The organism is Sporosarcina sp. G11-34, assembly GCF_026931025.1.
The window spans coordinates 1-21292 of record NZ_JAHNZW010000018.1 but is presented as its reverse complement, the minus strand read 5'-3'; the positions used below and the strand labels follow the sequence as shown (position 1 = coordinate 21292).

Annotated in this window: 20 protein-coding genes and 1 pseudogene; 7 read left to right on the top strand and 14 right to left on the bottom strand. The window is 37.8% G+C overall.

The features are described from left to right. Positions 1-33: 33 nt before the first annotated feature. Together KSU66_RS18830 and KSU66_RS18825 are read right to left on the bottom strand one after the other, a co-directional pair. Complete coding sequence (locus KSU66_RS18830; RefSeq protein WP_269053007.1) at positions 34-663, bottom strand: hypothetical protein; 630 nt, start codon at positions 661-663, stop codon at positions 34-36. An 83-nt stretch (positions 664-746) separates the two neighbouring features. After that, on the bottom strand, positions 747-1694 hold the full coding sequence (locus tag KSU66_RS18825; protein ID WP_269053041.1) for a helix-turn-helix transcriptional regulator: 948 nt from the start codon (positions 1692-1694) through the stop codon (positions 747-749). A gap of 172 nt (positions 1695-1866) precedes the next feature. On the opposite strand from KSU66_RS18825, the gene KSU66_RS18820 reads away from it, so the two are divergent. Together KSU66_RS18820 and codB are read left to right on the top strand one after the other, a co-directional pair. Then, a complete protein-coding gene (locus KSU66_RS18820; protein WP_269053006.1) occupies positions 1867-2784 on the top strand; it encodes an aldo/keto reductase in 918 nt (305 codons plus the stop codon). A 1095-nt stretch (positions 2785-3879) separates the two neighbouring features. After that, positions 3880-5232 carry a cytosine permease gene (gene codB, locus KSU66_RS18815; protein WP_269053005.1) on the top strand — a complete coding sequence of 451 codons (1353 nt, stop codon included), beginning with the start codon at positions 3880-3882 and terminating at the stop codon, positions 5230-5232. 131 nt (positions 5233-5363) lie between these two features. Here codB and KSU66_RS18810 read toward each other — a convergent pair whose 3' ends face one another. The 5 genes from KSU66_RS18810 to hpaB form a co-directional block, all read right to left on the bottom strand. Further along, a complete protein-coding gene (locus tag KSU66_RS18810; RefSeq protein WP_269053004.1) occupies positions 5364-5978 on the bottom strand; it encodes a protein kinase family protein in 615 nt (204 codons plus the stop codon). Between the two features lie 463 nt (positions 5979-6441). Further along, complete coding sequence (locus tag KSU66_RS18805; RefSeq protein ID WP_269053003.1) at positions 6442-6657, bottom strand: hypothetical protein; 216 nt, start codon at positions 6655-6657, stop codon at positions 6442-6444. Positions 6658-6750: 93 nt separating this feature from the next. After that, on the bottom strand, positions 6751-7149 hold the full coding sequence (locus tag KSU66_RS18800) for a GNAT family N-acetyltransferase (protein WP_269053002.1): 399 nt from the start codon (positions 7147-7149) through the stop codon (positions 6751-6753). A gap of 60 nt (positions 7150-7209) precedes the next feature. Then, positions 7210-7992 (bottom strand): formate/nitrite transporter family protein, encoded by a 783-nt coding sequence (locus tag KSU66_RS18795; protein WP_269053001.1) that lies wholly within the window; start codon positions 7990-7992, stop codon positions 7210-7212. A 198-nt stretch (positions 7993-8190) separates the two neighbouring features. After that, positions 8191-9624: a 4-hydroxyphenylacetate 3-monooxygenase, oxygenase component gene (gene hpaB / locus KSU66_RS18790; protein ID WP_269053000.1), complete on the bottom strand. Its 1434-nt coding sequence runs from the start codon at positions 9622-9624 to the stop codon at positions 8191-8193. A 248-nt stretch (positions 9625-9872) separates the two neighbouring features. Between hpaB and KSU66_RS18785 the strand changes: the two genes are divergently transcribed. Continuing rightward, entirely contained in the window at positions 9873-10001 is a 129-nt protein-coding gene (locus KSU66_RS18785) for a YjcZ family sporulation protein (protein WP_269052999.1), read from the top strand. An 83-nt stretch (positions 10002-10084) separates the two neighbouring features. Here KSU66_RS18785 and KSU66_RS18780 read toward each other — a convergent pair whose 3' ends face one another. Then, positions 10085-11824 (bottom strand): sulfate adenylyltransferase, encoded by a 1740-nt coding sequence (locus KSU66_RS18780; protein ID WP_269052998.1) that lies wholly within the window; start codon positions 11822-11824, stop codon positions 10085-10087. A 490-nt stretch (positions 11825-12314) separates the two neighbouring features. On the opposite strand from KSU66_RS18780, the gene KSU66_RS18775 reads away from it, so the two are divergent. Further along, positions 12315-13091 (top strand): metal-dependent hydrolase, encoded by a 777-nt coding sequence (locus KSU66_RS18775; protein WP_269052997.1) that lies wholly within the window; start codon positions 12315-12317, stop codon positions 13089-13091. A 145-nt stretch (positions 13092-13236) separates the two neighbouring features. On the opposite strand, the gene KSU66_RS18770 is transcribed toward KSU66_RS18775, so the two are convergent. The 3 genes from KSU66_RS18770 to KSU66_RS18760 form a co-directional block, all read right to left on the bottom strand. After that, entirely contained in the window at positions 13237-13557 is a 321-nt protein-coding gene (locus KSU66_RS18770; RefSeq protein WP_269052996.1) for a hypothetical protein, read from the bottom strand. 97 nt (positions 13558-13654) lie between these two features. After that, the gene (locus KSU66_RS18765) at positions 13655-14194 is read right to left on the bottom strand and encodes a hypothetical protein (RefSeq protein WP_269052995.1); all 540 of its coding nucleotides are present in this window, start codon (positions 14192-14194) and stop codon (positions 13655-13657) included. Between the two features lie 122 nt (positions 14195-14316). Continuing rightward, positions 14317-14595, bottom strand: a complete 279-nt coding sequence (locus tag KSU66_RS18760) for a hypothetical protein (protein ID WP_269052994.1) — start codon at positions 14593-14595, stop codon at positions 14317-14319. A 100-nt stretch (positions 14596-14695) separates the two neighbouring features. On the opposite strand from KSU66_RS18760, the gene KSU66_RS18755 reads away from it, so the two are divergent. Next, positions 14696-14896, top strand: coding sequence for a small, acid-soluble spore protein tlp (locus tag KSU66_RS18755; protein ID WP_269052993.1), 201 nt, complete (start codon positions 14696-14698; stop codon positions 14894-14896). A gap of 119 nt (positions 14897-15015) precedes the next feature. Here the strand turns inward: KSU66_RS18755 and KSU66_RS18750 are convergent. Beyond that, positions 15016-15246 (bottom strand): annotated as a pseudogene (locus KSU66_RS18750) (SDR family oxidoreductase); the annotation flags it as partial. A 423-nt stretch (positions 15247-15669) separates the two neighbouring features. On the opposite strand from KSU66_RS18750, the gene KSU66_RS18745 reads away from it, so the two are divergent. Continuing rightward, positions 15670-16503, top strand: a complete 834-nt coding sequence (locus tag KSU66_RS18745) for a gluconate 2-dehydrogenase subunit 3 family protein (RefSeq protein ID WP_269052992.1) — start codon at positions 15670-15672, stop codon at positions 16501-16503. Between the two features lie 15 nt (positions 16504-16518). Continuing rightward, positions 16519-18267, top strand: a complete 1749-nt coding sequence (locus KSU66_RS18740; RefSeq protein WP_269052991.1) for a GMC family oxidoreductase — start codon at positions 16519-16521, stop codon at positions 18265-18267. Positions 18268-19050: 783 nt separating this feature from the next. On the opposite strand, the gene KSU66_RS18735 is transcribed toward KSU66_RS18740, so the two are convergent. Together KSU66_RS18735 and ltrA are read right to left on the bottom strand one after the other, a co-directional pair. Continuing rightward, positions 19051-19806, bottom strand: a complete 756-nt coding sequence (locus KSU66_RS18735; RefSeq protein WP_269052990.1) for an SDR family NAD(P)-dependent oxidoreductase — start codon at positions 19804-19806, stop codon at positions 19051-19053. 189 nt (positions 19807-19995) lie between these two features. Further along, complete coding sequence (gene ltrA, locus KSU66_RS18730) at positions 19996-21258, bottom strand: group II intron reverse transcriptase/maturase (protein WP_269052989.1); 1263 nt, start codon at positions 21256-21258, stop codon at positions 19996-19998. Positions 21259-21292 lie beyond the last annotated feature (34 nt).

Genomic DNA, 21292 nt, shown 5'->3' with positions numbered 1-21292 from the left:
TTTTATTACTAATAAATAATTTTATTACTCACTTCACTCAACATTAAAGAATACAGGTGAGCCTTCACTTGAATTATAGGACACTTTGAAATCATCCCCAGTTTTCACTTGTCCAGAGATATAACCTTCTACAGTTCCACCATTGTATAATTCTTTTTCAAACTCTTTTGGCGTTACCACAGAAACCGAATCATACACTTCGCCACCGCTGGAAACAAAATCGAAATTCATCGATGATGCCCATAAAAAGTCATCTTCAGTTTCTGACTCTGTTAAAACACCCTTCGCTTTGACCAGCACATATTCATAACCCTCTTCGGCTGGTTCATTATACGGGTTTTCCTCTTCAATCACTTTCCAAGCTTCTTCGCCACGAATCACTTCTAATAACGTAATGTCAAATGATGAATCATAAGCATTAAAGCTGTCGTCATAAATATTTTCTTTAACAGTTATCGTATCTCCAAATGGCAATGGATTTGAACGAACACCAACCGCTTTTTCTTTTTCTTCAACTTCTTCCTCTTCCACCTCTTCGCTCACTTCTTTACTTGCGCCTTGTGCAGAGCTAACTTCGCGGTCATTCTTTTCATCAATGTCCCCACATCCCGCCGCTACCAATAAAATCATTGCAATACCCAACACATAAAATAGTTTTTTCATTTTCTATTCCCCCTATATTTTTGATTCCTCCTTATTGTAATAAATCAAAATAATCGACCTTTGCGGATATCCACAAAGGTCGATTATTGATAGCGATTATATAACTTTCTTGCTTCCTCTTTCATTGCTTCAATGAGCTTTTCGGGATGAAGCACTTTTGCATCACTCCCCCATCTAAGCAGCCATTGTAAAAGACCCTTACTATCAACAGCTCGTGTTTTTAAGACAAAGGTATTATTATGCTTCTGTATATTAATATTAGCATCTACACCAAAACGATCTACAACAGCATTTAATAGTGATTGATTGAATTCAACTTCAAGCGATATCGTATCGCCGCCAAACATGTGGAACATTCCACTAATATATTTGTCGATATTTAAATTAGGTTCCGGTACAAACTTTTCATCTAAAACCCGGATATTACGCATCCGATCAACACGATATTGTCGCATTTGTCCGATAGACATAAAATTCCCTATTAAGTAATACCGCTCCTTTTCCCATACAAGTTCATATGGCTGAACAAAATAGTCTTTACCCTTTTCTCTAAGCGTAAAATTGATGTCCTGATTATAGTCTCCATATTGGAAAGCGATTACCTGGTTGTTTTGTACGGCTTCATGTAACAACTGAATAAACGACACGATTCCTACTTCTTCGTGGTTCGGCTTATCTGCCACCCGAAGTTCATTTTTCAACTGCTCTGCTATACGCCGACTCGTAAGTTGTTTAATTTTCATTAACATTTTATTTCTTTCCTGTTTAGGTATAAACTTAGCTGCAGATACCATGTCCATTAGAATACGTAGTTCATGTTTTTCAAAAAGTCGGCCATCGTAATGGAATTGTTTTACCATACCATTCTTCTCCTGAACCGCTAGAACTGGAAAAACAATTGATTTCTCAAGTGAATTTACATCTTCACGAACAGCACCAATACCAACATCATCACTTTCCGGAATGAATCCATGTATCTCATGAATCGACAGCATTTCCTCTTCATCAGTATGTTCTTCAACGATCCGCATTACTTCCAAAAGACGATCTCGTGCATTGATTTTTTCATGTGAAATTGCACATCACTTCCCCTTTGATTCAATATGAATAATCATACCAGTTTTTGGTTCATGAAACCTTGAAATTCTCCAAAGATTCCCTATATGCTATACTACAGACAACAATTGAAAGTAGGGGGATTTTATGAAAAAAATCAAATTAGGTAAAAGCGATTTGGCAGTATCGAACATTTCGTTAGGCTGTATGAGAATGGGTGAACTATCTAAAAGCGAGGCAGCAAACGTGATACATAACGCAATGGAACTTGGCATCGACTTCTTTGATCATGCCGATATTTATGCCGCAGGAAGATCCGAAGAAATTTTTGCAGATGCGATTGATATGAACCCAGCTATCAGAGAAAAAATGTACATACAAACAAAGGCAGGCATTCGAAAAGGTTATTTCGATTTTTCTAAAGAACATATTTTAACTTCTGTTGATGCTAGCCTGAAAAGTTTAAAAACGGATTATATCGATGTTTTTCTTCTTCATCGTCCTGACGCATTAGCAGAACCCGAAGAAGTAGCAGAGGCCTTTGCTGAATTAAAGGCTAGCGGAAAAGTACGCCATTTTGGTGTAAGTAATCATAACCCGATGCAAATTGAATTGTTAAAAAGATATGTTGAACAAGATTTAATCACCAATCAGCTCCAATTTAGCATCACGCATACAGGAATGATTGATGCCGGGATTCTAGCGAATACAAAGCAGGTAAACGCTGTTGACCGAGACGGTAGTATTTTAGATTATAGTCGTTTAAACGATATGACCATCCAGGCGTGGTCCCCTTTCCAATATGGAACATTTGAGGGCGTATTCATAGATCATGAAAAATTCCCCGAGGTTAATGCCAAACTTCTGGAAATCAGTGAAAAGTATGGCGTGAATAAATCCACAATCGCAGTGGCTTGGATTTTACGTCACCCTGCCAAAATCCAAACAGTTGTCGGCACAATGAATACAGAACGACTAACAAACATTGCCAAAGCGTCTAATATTATGCTGACGCGAGAAGAATGGTATGAAATTTACCGGGCTGCAGGTAATGTACTCCCCTAAGGTCTTTATTTTTTTGCTTGAAAGCCTACTAAATTTGTAGGCTTTTTTTCGTATAATTAGAGAGGTGTAATTGATCTAAATATTACTTAGGATAGGTTCTTAAAACATACGCTTCCCCTTAACTATACGAATAGTAAAATCTATATAACTTTTTGAGCTATCTGTAATCACCGTTTTCAAATATAAAACCCTGTTTTTTTATTATAAATCCAGCACCCCTACAAATAGCTTTTTTTCTAGAGTAAGTAAGCCAGGTATCGTTTTATCACACCGAACTTTATTCTAGATACGATAAAAATATCATCATTTTAGTTTTTGTGCCCCTCTCACGTTGTGCACCTTGCACATAAGAATGCAGTTTTCTCTAAAATGTTTAGCCCAATCTTCCAATTGTTAAAAGAATCATTTAGCTGTATTGTAATGAACATGTTGTTCCGCAATCTAAATATTCTGATTACCGTCCAGTCTGGTTTAAAAGGATTTGGATGAGTGACTGAATACGTTTAAATCTAAGATTGACAAATTCTAGAAATAAATGAAGTCTCAACAAATTAGATAATATTAGTAAAACATCATGAATATATTTCTCATAATATTATAGCCCTATTTTATTAGTGCGCCTCAATGGTTCGTGAATGGTTAAGTAATTATTTCCATCATCCCGGATCCAGAAAGGTGCACTTTTGTTCGTTCTTAAAATTAACTGAATACCTTTTTTATCAATTGGTAGAAAGGTATTCGGGGTAGAAATACTAGTTCATATATGTATATACCGGTTTTTAATAATCAAAGTATAGATGTTCACCACTCTAATGTAAGCGCTTGCGGTAAGTTGTTTAGTTTGAGCAGTAGAACTCAAATACGGACTAGAAAGAAGTGATTGTTAAATGGCGAAATAATTTGTACCACATATTAAGTTTTTCCTAGTTAAGACAATCTCTTTGCAGTAAAGTATGCGGATTAGAGAGGATACAGTAAATAATGTAACTCGGATTTTATCAGAGGAATTTTCCTTGTAAAATCCTGTGAATTTGAACTAAAGAAGCATCGAACACCTTATTATGTATAAAAATCATAGACGGGGGTCGGTTCGTAATGCAAAAAGAAATTATGTTAGAAGAAGGTATTGCAAAAAGCAGGGAGAAAGCCAAAGAAGATTATGTAGATATTGATTATACGCTGACGCATGTGCCAAAAACGGCTCGAAAAAATTGGATTCAAATATTTGCGGTGTTACTTGGGTTTACTTTTATTGTCACAACAATGGCTGCTGGCGCTAGTCTTGGAACTTCGTTAATGTTAGGTGATTTGATTAAAGTTTTATTGATTGGGAACATAATTTTATCTACTTATGTGGGGATATTATGTTGGATTGCCGCAAAAACCGGATTAAATTCGATACTACTCGCACGTTACACTTTGGGTAAACTAGGATCGAAATGGACAAGTATTATCTTAGGAGGCACACAAGTATTTTGGTACGCATTTCAAGCTGCATATATGGGAAAGATTTTCACTATAAGTTTAGGTATAGAACAATACTTTATTCCCGTAACAATCTTTTGGTCATTATTTATGGGGGCCTTTGCTCTATGGGGTACAAAGGGAATGGAGATTGTCGCCTATCTTTCAATCCCGCCATTCCTATACTTGGCATATAAAATCCCCGCCGTAAGTATTGAGACCGCAGGAGGTATTAAGAATCTATTTTTAATAGAACCAACCTCGACAATTACTTTTGCTGCGGCAATTACAATTATTATTGGTGCATTTATTGCTGGTGGGACACAAGCACCCAACTGGGCTCGTTTTGCAAAATCACCAAAAACTGGGTTTATAGTAGGGTTTGTAGCCTTCATAGTAGGGAATATCGTAATGGCGATCTCTGGAATGCTTGGAGGACTTGTCATGCAAGATGGCGATATGGTAAATATTTTGATGAATATGGGGATTCTTGTCATGGCAATGATCATACTAATCTTTAACATTTGGACGACGAATACTACAGCAGCCTACTCCTTTGGTGTAGCCGGCGCAGAGTTCTTTAATAAACCCAATAAAATTCCGTTCGTCATAGGCGGACTGGTTATCGCGACAATTATGGCGGTTACTGGAATATACGAAGTGTTTATATCATTCCTTACGTTGTTAGGTATTTTTGTACCTTCCCTGGGCGGCTTGATAATAGGTGATTACTTATTGAATTGGAGAAAATCATTTCCAACAATTGAAAGTGTCAAATTTAAAATGGTTCGTTATTCTAACTTAATTGCTTATGTACTAGCGACACTCGGGGCTTACCTGAGCTCTGTTTTCGAATTTGGACTTCCACCACTGAACGGGATTCTACTGGCAATTATTTTTGTCTTTGTCATGAATGCAGTCTTTAAATTATTGGGGATATCTGATGCTCATGAAGTTCCGGAGGACTCAGAATATATATATTAGTGTCTTGAAGTAAACGTAATCAGGACAACTACAAAACTATCGTAAACAAAAATAAGAACTTAGCCTAGTTCTATACTGGCTGAGTTCTTATTTTTAACCTTTAATTGCAGTCTCTAGGGCTTCCTATTTAACTAGGTTTTTTGCAAAAATGATGGCAAAAATCTTTTTTTGTACAAGAAGGCAATCATATTTAATTGTGCAGTAGCAATCTTCTTTGGAAAAAAACGTTTTTGGTAAAGGGAATAATAAGCTCTTTTAAGATCATTCCATTGCATACACTTTTTTCCTTGTCTAAAACGTGCGACATCAATAAGCTTTACCTCACCATTAAAAGTGATGAAAATATTTCGCAAGTGAATGTCTGAAGGATTTAATCCTCGATTTACAGCTAACGATAGCGCATAATCTATTTCTTTTATATGAGCTGATGTTATGATTTTCCCATTTGAAATACATTCAAAAAGTGTAAGGCCCGCAATGTAATCCATGACAATATAATTTGATCCTGTTTCATGAATTGTTGGGTAATAGGGAATACTTATTAATATTTTATAAATATCAGCCTCTTCTTTTGCAATATCCATAAATTCGGGAAAAAATATTTTAATTGCTGTATTTAATGACTTTATTTTAAATACAAAAGCACTTCTTCCTGTTCCTATAAGCTTTAAGGAGTCATCATAGGCAATTAGACGATTATTCTTATTTATGATCACTGTATCTACGAGTGCTTGATAAGTATTCAAAGTTTATCCTCCAGTATATAATAGAAATAAAAAAAGAGTCGTTATAACCAATACTTGGTCACAACGCCTCTAAAAATACAAAAGGCCTCACCAAATAATCGGTAAGGTCTTGCTAACAACCGTAGTTGCCAACAAAGCCGGGGATTTACATCCCGTGCTGACGACTTTGCTGCATAGCTACTCCCCTTAAAGGAAAATGTATATTTATTTGTAAGCTTATTATAAACACTGCATGTTTAGACGTCAATCATTAACTTTATCTCAATTTCATTTATTCTTTATTACACTCTTAACACTTTACTGTTTTCTAATTCAGCTACTTTTTTTACTCTTTCTACAAACTCAATAACAACCTTATTAGTACAAAAGAGCAGTAGTAATAATAGACAAATCCCTTATTCTTAATCCAAGTAAAAAAGGTGTAAACCAATCCACAAAAGAGTGTACAATGTTGCCACACAACTTAACTTTTGTTGCCCCTATGGAATTCGGATATTTGGACTACACGAACATCCCCGGTGTTCAACTCGTGGTAAATCCCCCTGCCGTCTTGGAATGAAATATATTTGTCACGTTCACTTTGGATTAGATTTTCGGCTTTTTCTTGAGACTCCGTGTGAATAAATCTTCTGATATAATGCTCTTCATCAAAAAAGTAAGTCACTTTGAATTCCTTCATGCCATTCATCTCCTAATGCTTTCTTTCCTGTCCCTAAAAAACTGTAATAATACCTTCATTATCCCCTGAGCATTGAATTCACATACCTCATTATTAGTTGTATATATACATCGGGGCCGATTCGTCTTCTGCTTCAAATCCCAGTCGCTTATAGAATTCAATCGCTAATGGATAAGAGACGAGGACTTTTGTATAATAATCCTTATAATTGTCCAACATCATCTCCATCATCACTTTGCCGATGCCATGTCCTTGGTAGGTCGGATCCGTTAATACGTAATGAAAATAGGCGGTTAATGCGCCATCTGCTAAAGCGTTTGCTAGTCCTACAAGACGGTCTCCGTCCCAAGCGGTTACGACTGAATGGGAATTGATAATTGCGTTATATAGCTTATCTGGGTAATTTGCAGAATCCCATTCAACGGATGAAAACAACTTAACTAGTGCCTCTTTCGTTATCTTTTCTGTTTCAAAACTATATTCAATATTCATATTTATCTTCCTCCCTAGAGATATTCCGTTTTGTGATTATACAACACACAAGTCTAGTCGTTATATATTTTTATTTGGCTTTATTTCCGAATTTCCATACCAGTATGCTGCCCCTATAAAAACGGCTCCACCAATGATATTACCGATAGTCACCGGTATTAAGTTCGAAGCCATACCTACCAATGAAACGGTTTCAGGATGAGGAATTAGTAGGGAAAGAGATAACAAAGTCATGTTTGCTACGCTGTGCTCGAAACCTGATGTGATAAAAGCGAATAAACACCAAAAAATAATAATCAATTTCGCGGTTTCTTCCTTGAGTTTATATGCGCACCAAACAGCTAAGCAGACGAGGATATTACAAAGGATCCCGCGCATAAGTAACTCTACGAACGGCGCATTCATCTTGTTGCTTGCCGCCGCATTTACATAGTCAACCATTTCTACAGTGGCCAAACCCGAATAGAAATACAGTAATGCAATAAGTATTGCCCCTGCAAAATTTCCAACAAAGCTAAATACCCAAATCTTTATTGTTTCAGTCCAAGTTGTTTTATTCTCCAACGTACCTATGGTCATTATCATGTTATTACTTGTAAAAAGATCAGCTCCTGCCATTAACACCAAGCTTAATGCAATTCCAAATGAAACACCCATAATAATATTAGTTCCGGCGAAATCAGCAGGATCAAGTAAACCCGCTATCGTAAAGATAAGTATAATTCCAAATCCTACGAAAAATCCACCCATCATTGTCAATATGAGGTATCTACTTTTACTCGTATGTAATTGGTTTACTTTTGCAATGGCGGTATCACCTAAAACAGCAATTGTTGCTTTCATTTCTTTCTCCTCCAGCCAGCTCTAATGTCATTCTTGTGCCTATCTATACTATCACACAGATATCCAGCCTTTCGTTATTCCGAAGTTAAAGTGAGCTATAGCCCCGAGTTTAAAATAACTTCAACAAGAATACCCGCACAATAAAATAATCATGAGAGGAAATCGCAAAATTTTTTATCATACAGGTACTTTACTCTGTTATTGCAAAAAATCTTTCACCCGCTTTACATACGGTTCCTTATCATAGGCATGATACAACTGACTAGAAAGTTTAATGGGATCGCCAAAGAAAAACCGTTCGTATAATGTTTCGCGTGTCCCAAAGGTACTCATCGACAAATCCCAAGCTAAACGGAAAATTTTAACCCGGTCCTCCGCATTTTCTGACCTAGCCTGCAAGTATTGATCTAACTCTTTTCTAATTGTAGATCTAAATGCATTTTCAGTTGGTATCGCCATCAGTCCACTTGCACCCAACAGTTGAATGATTTCAGTAAACCTTGGATAAATTCTTGGAAATATATTGCTAGCAATTTGCAACGTTATTTGATTAGGTCGCATAAATCCCCACTCATCCACTTCCGCTTCAACTTCCGATTTGATCATCAATGCTTTCATCGTCTCTAAGGCGATAATAATTTCGGATGCCTTCCCTTGAACATGCTGGTACTCCTTGATGTTGATGGTGTCGATAATTGATTGCACGACTCCTAAAACAAATTCTGTTTTTACAATTTGCCTCGACACAACTTGATGCAGTGTAAATGGCAAGAAAGAACTATTACTTATAAAGCTGTTTGATACGGCAATGTTGTCGTAATAGAATACGCGCTCCCACGGAACCAATACATTATCGAATACAACAATCGTATCCATTTCCTCAAACCGTGAACTTAATGGGTAGTTGAATGTGGAATCGCCACCAACAAATGATTCTCTGCACAAAAATCGTACTCCCTTACTATTACTTGGGATGGAAAACGCAAACCCATCCGCTTTTTCAACAACGCCTCCCGCAGAAATCACGACGATTTCATCTGTAATCCCGCCTTGCGTGGCCAATAGCTTTGCACCTTTCACAATGATTCCTGCTTTGGTTCTCTTTATTACTTTAGCTGCAATCGGTTCTTTCGAATCTTCGAAATAGAATTGTGCTCGGTTTACTTGCGGATCAATAAATGTATGAGTCATTGATAAATCATTTTCACGCGCATATTCATAATACGCCAATATATTATTAGGAAAACAATTTTCTTTCCCCTTCAATAAATTCACAGATGACGCCAGCGCCATAATTACTGTATTCATATAGTCTGGACTTCTTCCCATCATGCCATGATTCGATTTAGCCCAATGTTGTACCATAACCCGCCTTTTCGCTAAGTCGTCTCTTGTAGTCGGCTGTAAATATGACATCCCTACTCGATTGCCTGTTAACGGCGATTGATATGTCATTACATCCTTTAATGCTGCATCATATTGCAGATCGTATAACGCCGCTTGGCTTTTCATAACCCCTTTAAACGAGGGGTTCTCAGAAATATTGCCCGTTACAGAAGTTCCATCTATCCATATATCTGTTTTCAGCCGATTAATTCTCTCTATATAGTCCTTTCCATTTATCGCCGACATGCACACACTCCTAAACGTTAATAGGTTTTAATTTAACATCCATGATAAAAACATCTAACTATATATATTTCTTTGTATACTATTAATATTTTCTTTTGTTTGCTACAAAGTGCGGTGTATGCCTTATTAGGTTACTGGAATCTCATCTTTTTTGAACTTCACATTAGTTCCTGTATGATTTCCCCAATCCATGTTCCAAAATACGCATATGCTACTAATAAGTCTGATCGAGAAAGTTGGTGGCAGTTATGGGTTATGAACGTGGAGGTTGTGAACGCGAAGAATGTGGCCGTGAAGGTGGATACGGTTCTTCATTCGCTTTAATCATTGTGCTTTTCATATTGCTCATTATTATCGGGGCAAGTTATCTCTGTTAATAGAGTCTTAAAGTAATAAACAATAAAAAACTAGGCTGGGAAAATTTATCCCATACCTAGTTTTTTATTTTAGCTATTTTCCCTTATACTTCCCCATCTTCTGGTTCATCGCTACCACGATAACGTTTGTAAGGTAGGATATTCCAAGTGCGGGAAGCTAACTTTTCACCGCGAATTATCGCTGGGCTATCAGCTAGAATATCTCTTGCCACTTCGAGTTCACGCTGTGATTCTTCCTTGTCCTGGTACATAAATTCATCAGAAGCAACAACTGGAGCAAGTTCTATTTTTTCCTCCAAGTACTGAATTACCATTTGTTGTTGGCTTCGTACATCTTCCCTAGCTTCAGTAATCCACTCTGGTTGTAGATTACGATTCGTATCACCAATACTCGTAAACTCATCAAATACCTCTTGATAGATTCGATCGGCATTGGAACGGACGTCCAAGTTAACCTCCTCTAAATCAAGATTCGTCAACTCTTCAACTGTTAAAGGCCTAATACGTTTTCGTCCACCAAGTCTCATTCTCTCTAAATAGAACGGGAACATGCTTTTAATTGTTTTGCCAACGGGTGAAATAGAGTTGCCTTCCTCATCAAGTCCCTTAGGCTGAATCCCTTGAATCGCAATTCTTGCTGATTCTGGACGCACAATCTCTTTCGGCGGCATAATTCCGTGACGAAGCATCTCACGGATACCCGTACCAGAAATATTAATACGATATTGTTCATCATGAGGACAAGTCTGGCCAGTCGCCGGGCTATCACATCTTGTACAATAAAAGACTTCATGGAACAGTCGAATATCGATTCCTAATTCTTCCGGATCATATTGGTCAAATATACTATGACTCGCATACTTGTCGTAGTAATCTCCTATCCCCGCATGATCTCGTCCAATTAGCGCATGCGTGCAACCATAGTTCTTCATAATTAACGCATGTAAAACAGTCTCCCGAGGCCCTGCGAATATATAAGTTACTCGAAGTGGAGCAAGTATCGAACGGTCTTTTGGATAATACGTATCTAACACACTCCGATAAGAAAGCATACGGAACTCGTGGCGCGTATACTCACGCTTGGCCATCTCAACCAAAGGCTGCAACAATAAGCCGTCAATTTCTTCTAGAGCGTTCTTATGAATGTACTCGTGGCCCCTATGTAATGGATTAGCCCCTGTGATAAACCCTGCTGCCGAACGAAATTTCTTCTCTTCATAAAATTCGTGCCACGTATCTTTCGGTTCTAATCGTAGTTTCTCAAACGGTCCCCAATCCATTCTTTGTAATAACGACAGAGCTCCACCTAATGCGATATCTCCCATTCGCCTGAATATCGCATCTACTCCCGGGTGATTGCGGTCAGTTGTGCCAAAAAGATGGGAAGCACGATAACCTTTATCGTATTCGAAAATATCATCTAATTTAAGAATTGCAATCGCTATATTCTCTTCGTTAACAAGCGCTACCTCTTCCCCTATCGAAAGCGTTTTTACAATTTTTTCATTTCTCTTTCCAGTTGGCGCAAAGCTTAATGGTACCGGCCAAATTAAACCATTATCCAGCCGACCTTTTGTAAGTACGGAATTGTAGTCTGTTTGATTCATAAAACCTTCGTTTGGTGACAATACGCCCGTGGCTATCATCTCTACCGTTATAACCGCTTCCTGATCAATCATAATTTTAGGCAACTGCTCAGCTCTAACTAGCCCCTCTTCTAGCTCTTTACCTGTCAGTACCTTATCAACCAACTTTCCTCCGTGCGGTTGCTGTGGATAATCAGCAAATTTATTTTCATGTACAGCTGTCTGTTTTTCACTCATAATTGTTTCCCCCTCGATATTTTTTCATTTTAGCTTGTCGGCATTTACTTTCCTACACGAAAAAAATGCAAGTTGTATTCAGCGCCTAAAATATGCTATATTCTGAATTTTAACACGTATCGCAGATTAAGTCAGCAAAATCATCAGAATCAATTAATTTTAAAGATAATTTTAGATTTCTAGTAGATTCTTCGGATGTGTGGATAGGGAAGTTGATTTTATAGTTGTTTACCATATCTAAGACAAGGGTATGTGCTACAAAAGATAAGTTAATTTAATTGATTATCGGCACTTATCTAGCGGGATAGAAGTGATTGTAAAAGATAATATTATATTGAATATTATCTGCCCTATAAGCGTATTCTCAACTAGTCCTCTATTTTATTAGCTGAGCAACATCATATTTTGGTATGTAAAACAAGCTTGTTTAGAGATGACTAATTTGATATTTTCCGGTAATAATCAAACACAATTTAAGGGAGGTATTTAAATGAAGGTTTTACGTCTTGGACATGCAATGTATTTGCTGACAAGTAGCGATGGAAGTAAGTATCTTATTGATCCATTCTTCGACTTGAATCCAGGGTTTCCGGAGGAGTATGACAATGATGAATTCTACAAATCCATTGACGCTGTCTTTTTAACTCACGGACATTTCGACCATACAAGTGGGCTAGATAAACTGATGGCTGTAAATCCTAAACTGCTTGTTATCGCACAATATGAATTAGCTTTTATTTTAATGCAAAAGGGTTTTGAGAATATATATCCAATCAACCTAGGTGGATCCATCGCATTAGATGATGTCACCGCAATCATGGTACCCGCAAAACATAGTTCCTCATACGGAGAAACGGAAGGCCCCCCTATTTATGCGGGAGAAGCCGCGGGGTATATTTTTGATTTCAAAAATTGCCGTACTGTCTATCATTCTGGTGATACTGCCGTCACTTCGGATATTAAACTGATTCAAGACATATACAATCCAACGGTAGCTATCCTTTCCTCCTCAGGCCACTTCACAATGGGACCTAAAGAAGCAGCCTACACTGTTAAAAACCTATTGGACGTGGATTATGTAATTCCTAGCCACACTTTTCCTACCAAAGATAATGCCGCTTCTTCGAAAAACTATGACCAGTTACTAGAAGCTTTTCCGATTGTTTCTCAAATGATGGAGAAAGACCAGGAATTAGCCAACCTACTAGAAGACTATGATAAAACAGAAGTAATCGTTTTAGGTTTCGGAGACGAGCACGAATTCTAACACGACTTGTCATTAATATTTGCATGCAAAAGACCGCCAATTCACATTGAAATTGGCGGTCTTTATAATTGCTATATATCAACATTTATATAATCGTTATGCCACAATCATACCAGGATCTTGAGTAATTTTTGACTGTGTCTATTTATAATAATATTTGCGCTAAACTACCAATGATTGCAATAGACAGCAATACCCTACTTAACGTAATTAGTTTTTGGTTTGTTAACTTCAATATCACTGCCAATACAGCTACAACACCCCAACCTATCGCTAAAACTCTTTTCCCTGTATAGTTGGTAGGTATTGCTGTAAATGCAATGTAAGACAAAAGAATGCCAAACAACATATTAATAATAAAAATACTATTTCCCGATGCATTTTTAGGTTTATATAATAATTTTTGAGAAATAACTGCTGCTATAATTAAAATGATAATTAATACTTGCAAAAATCCCAGTGCCATAAAAACCCCTTCTTTCTTAACTTAGAAATGTACTACAATTTCATTTAATCCTATTAATAAAAGCCGTTAAACTTTTTTCAAGTTCGCACTTGATAATTCAACTCCTATGCCAACAATTCCAAACGCTTTTAAAGTATTCCGATAAAACTCCATTTCCTTGAAACCTATCTTTAAGAACAAATTGAACTTTTTGAAATTCATCTTTAAGTTTTTCGTCTGAAGTTGGGAAAGAGCCCAAGTAAGAATATTTATATACTGGTTCATCTGGACAAAGTTCATGAGCACGCCTTAACATGCAAATCCCTTTTTCCTCCCAATCCTCATAATCGCCAAAGTAATACGGGAATAATGAAATCATATAACCAAAACACCATAAAAAATCCGCGGTTTCCCCAAACTTAGCCAATCCAAAATCTGTAACCTGACGCAGCATAGTCTCCAATTCAACAAAATCTACATCCTGAATCTCTAATGGCCCCTCTTCCGTTAGAACATACCAACAGAAAAAACCAAGACGGATAACAGTTTTTAAATCATTAGGATTTTGGTTCCAAGTTTTTATCAAGAGTGATTTTGCTTCATTCCACTCACCTTGACTTTCTAATATATCAACCTCAGTCCAGCGCCAATCAATCAAAGACAGTGCACCTCATATCCTAAATGTTAATTATACGTTTCAACATATTTTTTTTTACTTTGTTTAGATCTGTTTCTAATTTGAATAGATGGCCCGTTTTGGCAAAAGAATACTATTAAAATCTATCTTCTTTTATCTTCAATTAATTCAACTAAACTTTGTGATAATTCATCAATTTTTTGAAGTAGTAATTCATCACTGCGATTTTTCTTTTTCATAAATATTAATACTGTAATTAATAAGTAAGCAACGAAAACAATGATCAAAACATAAAATAGAAAAAATAACATTGATACAGATGTTAGCAAATCTTTTCCTCCCTTAACTTCCAGAATTTTAATCCAATTGTAGACAAGCATTGTTCTACTATTTATACGTTCATAAATTGTCAAAGGTTTCATATTTTTTCCATAAGCTAGAATCAAGACGGAGCCTTAATAATTCTTGGATATTTGGGTAAGCTAATTCTTGATAACTCAAAGAACATAGAGGAGGTAAAAGATGCCTAACAACACGCCAAGACCGAATGACTCTGCTAATTATAGTGAAAGAGTTAAGAAAACAATTAGCAATATGGAGGCCGCAGAAGAAGCCATGAAGTCCGCGGAAGGTAAAGAACTTGCTTCAATCAAAGAGAAAAATGCACGACGCGAAAATAGTTTAAGTGACCTAAGTAATGAAAAAGATAAAAAAAGAAATTAACATACAAAAAGCATGGTACAGCTAAATAGCTGTACCATGCTTTTCTGCTTGAATCAACAAGTATTGTAATACTTATTCCTTACAAGTTACTCTCTAATATCCTTCTATACATGTGAAGTTTAACGAAGCATAATCGATTCGCCGTCAACCATCATTGTTTGGCCTGTAATATATCGTGAATCTTCAGATGCCAAGAAGTCAGCAACGCGCCCAATATCCTCTTCTATTTCTCCAAAACAACCCAGTGGGATCTTATTTTTATCTGCTTCGTAATATTCGGGCTGTGCTTTTCCCTATTCCTATACGCCTGGGGAATTAGCAATCGGGCTAATTCGTTTTACATTAATACTTAATTTAGCCCTACTTTCGGCTATGTCATATCAATCATCTGAGTCACTTATATTGTCGGGAAGTTTTTCGAAAGTGAAATACAATCCAGTTTGAAGTATGTCGCGCTCGGAATATTGGCGATTATGGCAAATTAGTTAATCGGATAAAACACTGAATCAAAATCCATTACGAAGTCAAACACTTACATAAATATTAAATGCGTGATCATTGAATGATGACAACCTAACGATATCAATTTAGAAGTAAAGTGGAAGTCGACCTAATTAAATGGCAGGCTTCCTTTATACAACCATAATACTTTGGCTTCTTGTTCGTCTGCATTAAATCTCCATGTTGGTTTTTTAAATTGTGTCTACTTAAGGTTAATGTTGGGAATAGTAAGCGTATTGACTAGTGAATATATCTTTGAGGAGGAAAGCTGAATGACTAATGAACCATCTGATATAAGTAAAAAAGAAGGATTAAGCCGGCGCCAATTTCTTAAGAATTCGGGACTAGTTGCCGGCGGTGTGGTTGGTGGATCATTATTTGGAGGCTTGCTGACAAACCAGTTTCAAAAAGATCCTGTCGTAACCGATAACCAGGGCGTTACAAACTTACAAGAAGCTCGAATGTTCTTCAGCCGTAAAGAAGATTTTGATATTCTATCAGCAGCCACAGAACGTATTTTCCCAAAAAATGATAACGGTCCGGGTGCAATTGAATTAGGTGTTCCCTACTTCATTGACAAACAATTAGCAGGAGCATGGGGTTTTAATGCAAAGGAATATATGAAGGGACCATTTATCCTAAACCAGTCAGTACAAGGATCTCAAGATAATGATAGGGATCAAGACAGTCAGGGGCCAAACGCAGAAACGCTATCCCCGACGCCAACACCTAGGTATCAAACTAGATTAAAAAGAAGCGAGATATTCATCATCGGGCTAAGAAGATTGGATAGTGTTGCCGAGGAAAAGTTCAACTTGAAATTTCCTAAGGCGACAGGAGAGCAGCAAGATGAAGTGTTGCAACTGTTCGAAGATAACAAAGTTAAAATGGCAGGAGTAGAGGCGGAGACCTTTTTTCATTTGCTATTGAAAACAACTTTAGAAGGCGCCTATGCAGATCCTGTTTATGGCGGTAATAAAGATATGATGGGTTGGAGAATGAAGGAATATCCTGGTCCAAGGATGGGCTATCTTGGTCAAATAGAAGAAAAAGAATTTATCTTAATGGAACCGGAAAGTCTAAAGGATTACCAAACTTTCGGATAATTGGAGGCGGCTCATGTGGTGGAAAAACTAAAAAAAGTTGATGTTGTTGTAGTAGGGACAGGTTGGGCCGGCGGTATTATCTCAGCGGAACTTTCTAAAGCTGGCTATAAAGTTGTCGCACTTGAACGCGGCGAGGACAGAACACAGGATGATTACACGGGCGTAAAGGATGAATTACGCTATACGAATCGTTATGAAATGATGCAAAATCTCTCGCCGGAAACAATTACTTCCCGTGTTACGCTGGATGATATCGCATTACCTGTCAGAACGCAGGACGAATTTATGGCCGGTACGGATTTAGGAGGCGGCAGTGTCCACTGGGCAGGCGCTACGTATCGTTTTATGCCTTATGATTTTGAAATATATAGTCAGACTGTTGAGCGCTACGGAAAAAAGAAGATTCCGGATGGCATGACGATACAGGACTGGGGAATTACCTTTAAAGATTTTGAGAAGTATTATGACCGATGGGAAAAAACAGCTGGTATCTCCGGTGAACGTGATCCTTTTGGCGAAGAGCGTACAAACGATTACCCAAATCCGCCGATGAAGGAATCACCAGCTGTTGCTTTGTTTAAAGAGGCATCGAAAGAGCTTGGCTATCATCCTTATCAAGTTCCTTCAGGTAATTTATCACAGGCATACGAAAACCCGGATGGTGAAAAGCTAAATCAATGTATGTTTTGTTCTTATTGTACCCAGTACGGATGCGACTTTGGAGCAAAATCAGATCCAATGGTTACCGTAATCCCAACAGCTAAAAAGACAGGGAATTGTGAAATAAGAACAAACGCTTATGTCCGCCGTGTTCTACATAAAGGCGGTAAAGCTACGGGGGTATTGTATGTTGATACAAAGACAGGGATCGAATACGAACAACCTGCTGATGTCGTTGTGTTAGCAGCCTTTTCTATAACCAACAATCGCTTATTAATGTTATCCGATATTGGCGAACAATATGATCCAAAGACGAGAAAAGGCGTGATTGGAAGAAACTTCAATGGTCAGTTTAACATCACTTTCCTAGGTGCCAGAGGATATTTTAATGAGCGAAAGTTTAATCTTTATATGGGCGCAGGTGCATTAGGTGGTGCATTAAGTGATTTCTCCGGTGATAATTTCGATCATACAGATTTAGATTTTATTAATGGTGGAGGTATTGAACTTAGACAGTACGGAGATGCGGCTATTTCCAGTAATCATGTGCCAAATGGTACACCTGGATGGGGAGCTGAGTTTAAAGAAAAATCTATTTTTTATACGAATCGAAACCTGACCGTATGGTACACCCCTGCCGTCATGCCTTGGTGGCATAACTATTTAAGTTTAGATCCAACATATAAAGACGAGTTTAACGATCCCCTTCTTCGTGTAACGAATAAATATACGGATCAAGATCGTAATATTGCCGAATTCGGGATCGAAAAATGTAAGGGAATTATGGAACAGATGGGTGCAGATATTGTCGATGTCGATGAAATACCCGAAGAATTCGATCACCAATATATTGGCGGACATTATGCTGGAGGCGTCGTTATGGGGGCCGATCCGGAAACGTCGGCCGTGAATAACTACTTGCAAATGTGGGATGTTGACAACCTCTTTGTCGTAGGCGGATCTGCGTTTCCACACTTCGGAGGCCATCATCCGACCGCAACAATTGGCGCATTGGCTTATCGTGCATCAGAAGGCATTGAGAAATTCCTCAAAAATGGCGGTGGCCAATTGGCCGAGGGTAAAAAGAAAAGTATTCAAGCATAAAACAGGTTCTTGACTTAATTATGATTGATTTAGTATGCGTTATACTTACGAGCCATTTTTACTTGGCTCGTTCTTTTATCGTAAACATGTATGAAATCTGTCTCATTAGTTGAACTTAAGAATATTTTAATCGAATGGACTTACAAGACAAATATACGGAACTCTACTTGCAACCTAGTCGTTGAATGAGGTATCGATTACGGCCACAAAATAAATAGCAGTGGATTAGTAGACAAAAATGGAAGGTGCCATGGCACAATTAATAACTGATTGTTTCATGACCAGGCATTCAATTTTCTGTGATTTCCACAGCTTCATAACACAAAAACCATCGCTGATGCAGACCAATAAAAGAAAAGAGTTATAATCGCAGGCATCATTGTCGCCTTGAAATCCTTTCTTCTTTCTTTTTCATATGCATTGCTTATTTTTCCCCTCCTTGGTTTAGATAAATCTCAATTCCAAAATCTCCGAATTAAATTGTGAAATAACACATTCTATATTCATACGCTCACAAAGTGTGAAAGGCTTCAATTACCTGTTTACTCAGAATTTAACTTGCTATGTTTAGCCCTTCTTATATCACTCTCTCAGATACTTTTCTACATATATCACATAACTTCGCGAATATGGGACTGTTGTTTAGTTTCTCAAATAAATTAAAGCACAAAAAGCATGTTACAGCTAAATAGCTGAAGCATGCTTTTTCTACTTGAATCAACAAATATCCGTATATTTATTCGTTACAAGTTTCGCTCTATTATAGATTTAATGATCTGAAGTTTAACGAAGCATAATTGATCCGCCGTCAACCATCATTGTTTGGCCTGTAATATATTGTGAATCTTCAGATGCCAAGAAGACAGCAACGCGACCAATATCTTCTTCTATTTCGCCAAAACGGCCCAGTGGGATTTTGCTTTTAACTACTTCGTAATACTCAGGCTGTGCTTTTGCCCATTCCTGAACACCAGGTGTATTAGCAAGGGGGCTAATTATGTTTACATTAATTCCAAATTTACCCCATTCATTTGCGGCGACTCGTGATACGCCACGAATCGCTTCTTTTGCAGCAGCATATGCAGCTTGCGTTTCATGACCTTCAAGACCTGCACCGGATGAGAAGTTAATGATATTCCCTTTTGACTCCTTTAAGTATGGAAGTGCAGCTTGCATTAAATAGAATGTTGGGTAAAATCCAGTACCGAACGATAGATCTAAATCCTCTTGAGTAGTATCTTCTATCAATACCTGTTTTGAAGCATGTGCATTGTTTACCAATACGTCTAACTTGCCATATTTATCAACTACGGTTTGAACTATTTTCCCAAGGTTTTTGTGATCCATTAAATTAGCTTGGATGAACATCGATTTTGGAGAGATAGCTTGTAATTCTTTCTCCATTACTGTCCCAGTTTCTTCATTTAAATCCACGATTGCTACGATGGCGCCTTCTTTAACCATTGCTTTTGCAATACCACTACCGATACCACCGGCACCGCCCGTAATAATGACTACTTTGTCCTGTAATTTACTCATTCAAAACATCCCCTTTAGACGTCTAACTACTTTTAGTTTACCACTATAACCATAAATTTTTATAGTAATTTGACTCGTTTCAATAAAAGTGCTGTGAACATTTTTTGACAATCTAATCGAGTAGGAGGGAGTGATTAACTCCCGACCTCTCACACCACCGTACGTACCGTTCGGTATACGGCGGTTCAATTAAGATTGATGACGCAAAACTTCATAACGTGATGATAAACTTTTGAGCCCTTGATGATTCCAATAGGAATTATCGAGGGCTCTGTGTAATATTGGACTCTTAGAGATTCTCCAGTAACTTTTCCGTGTATTTCCCCACTCGTAAGCTTTTCCTTTCGGAACGCCTAATCCCGTGAGTTTTCTCACCTTAGTTCTAGGTAATTTCCAAGCCTTCCATATACACATCCGAAGTCTTCTCCGAATCCATGAATCAAATTCTATGAATACGCTTGGCGTATCCGCCAATGCGAAGTAACCGCACCATCCCATTAGGTATTGATTAAGTTTCTTAATTCGATACGCCAACGGATAAGGTTTCTTCCTTGAAGTAATCTCACGGATTTTATTCTTCATTCGCCGCACACTTTCTTTAGCGATTCGAACCTTCGGTTCTTTATGAATAGTGAAGCTAAATCCGAGGAATTTTCTCCTCCAAGGTCGGTCAACGGCCGACTTCTCTAGATTAACCTTCAACTTAAGTTTCTCTTCAATAAATGAAGTTACAGAAGTCATGACACGGTTTCCTGCCTTCTTTGTTTTCACATAGATATTACAGTCATCTGCGTAACGAACAAACTTGTGGCCTCTTTTCTCCAATTCAGTGTCCAGTTCGTCAAGGACAATATTAGATAAGAGAGGACTAAGTGGACCACCTTGCGGTGTTCCTTCTTCGCTAGCTGATACAATGCCGTTAATCATAATCCCAGACTTTAAATATTTACGGACTAGCTTAAGTAGACGTTTGTCTTGAATTCGTTTCGCAAGCGTTCCCATAAGCTTGTCATGGTTCACTTTATCGAAGAATTTCTCCAAGTCTATATCAACTACCCAGCGATTTCCTTCTGTTAAATAACCTTTTGCTTTCCTAACCCCATCATGGGCACTCCGTTTGGGACGGAAACCATAGCTATGGTCTGAAAACGTCGGGTCATATATTGAAGTTAAGACCTGGGCAATCGCTTGTTGAATGAAACGATCCGTCACAGTCGGGATTCCTAATAAACGCACACCGCCGTCAGGTTTCGGGATTTCGACCCTGCGGACAGGTTGTGGTTCATAGTCACCCTTAAGAAGCTCCATCTTTATGGATTCCCAGTGATTTACGATATGCCTTCGTAGGTTTTGTACGGGCATTTCATCGACACCATGACTTCCTTTATTCCGTTCTACCCTTTTCAGGGCAGAAAGCAAATTTTCCTTTGACAGGATTCGTTCCATCAACATTTGTTATGCCTCTTTCCGTGAACAAAGCTTCTTC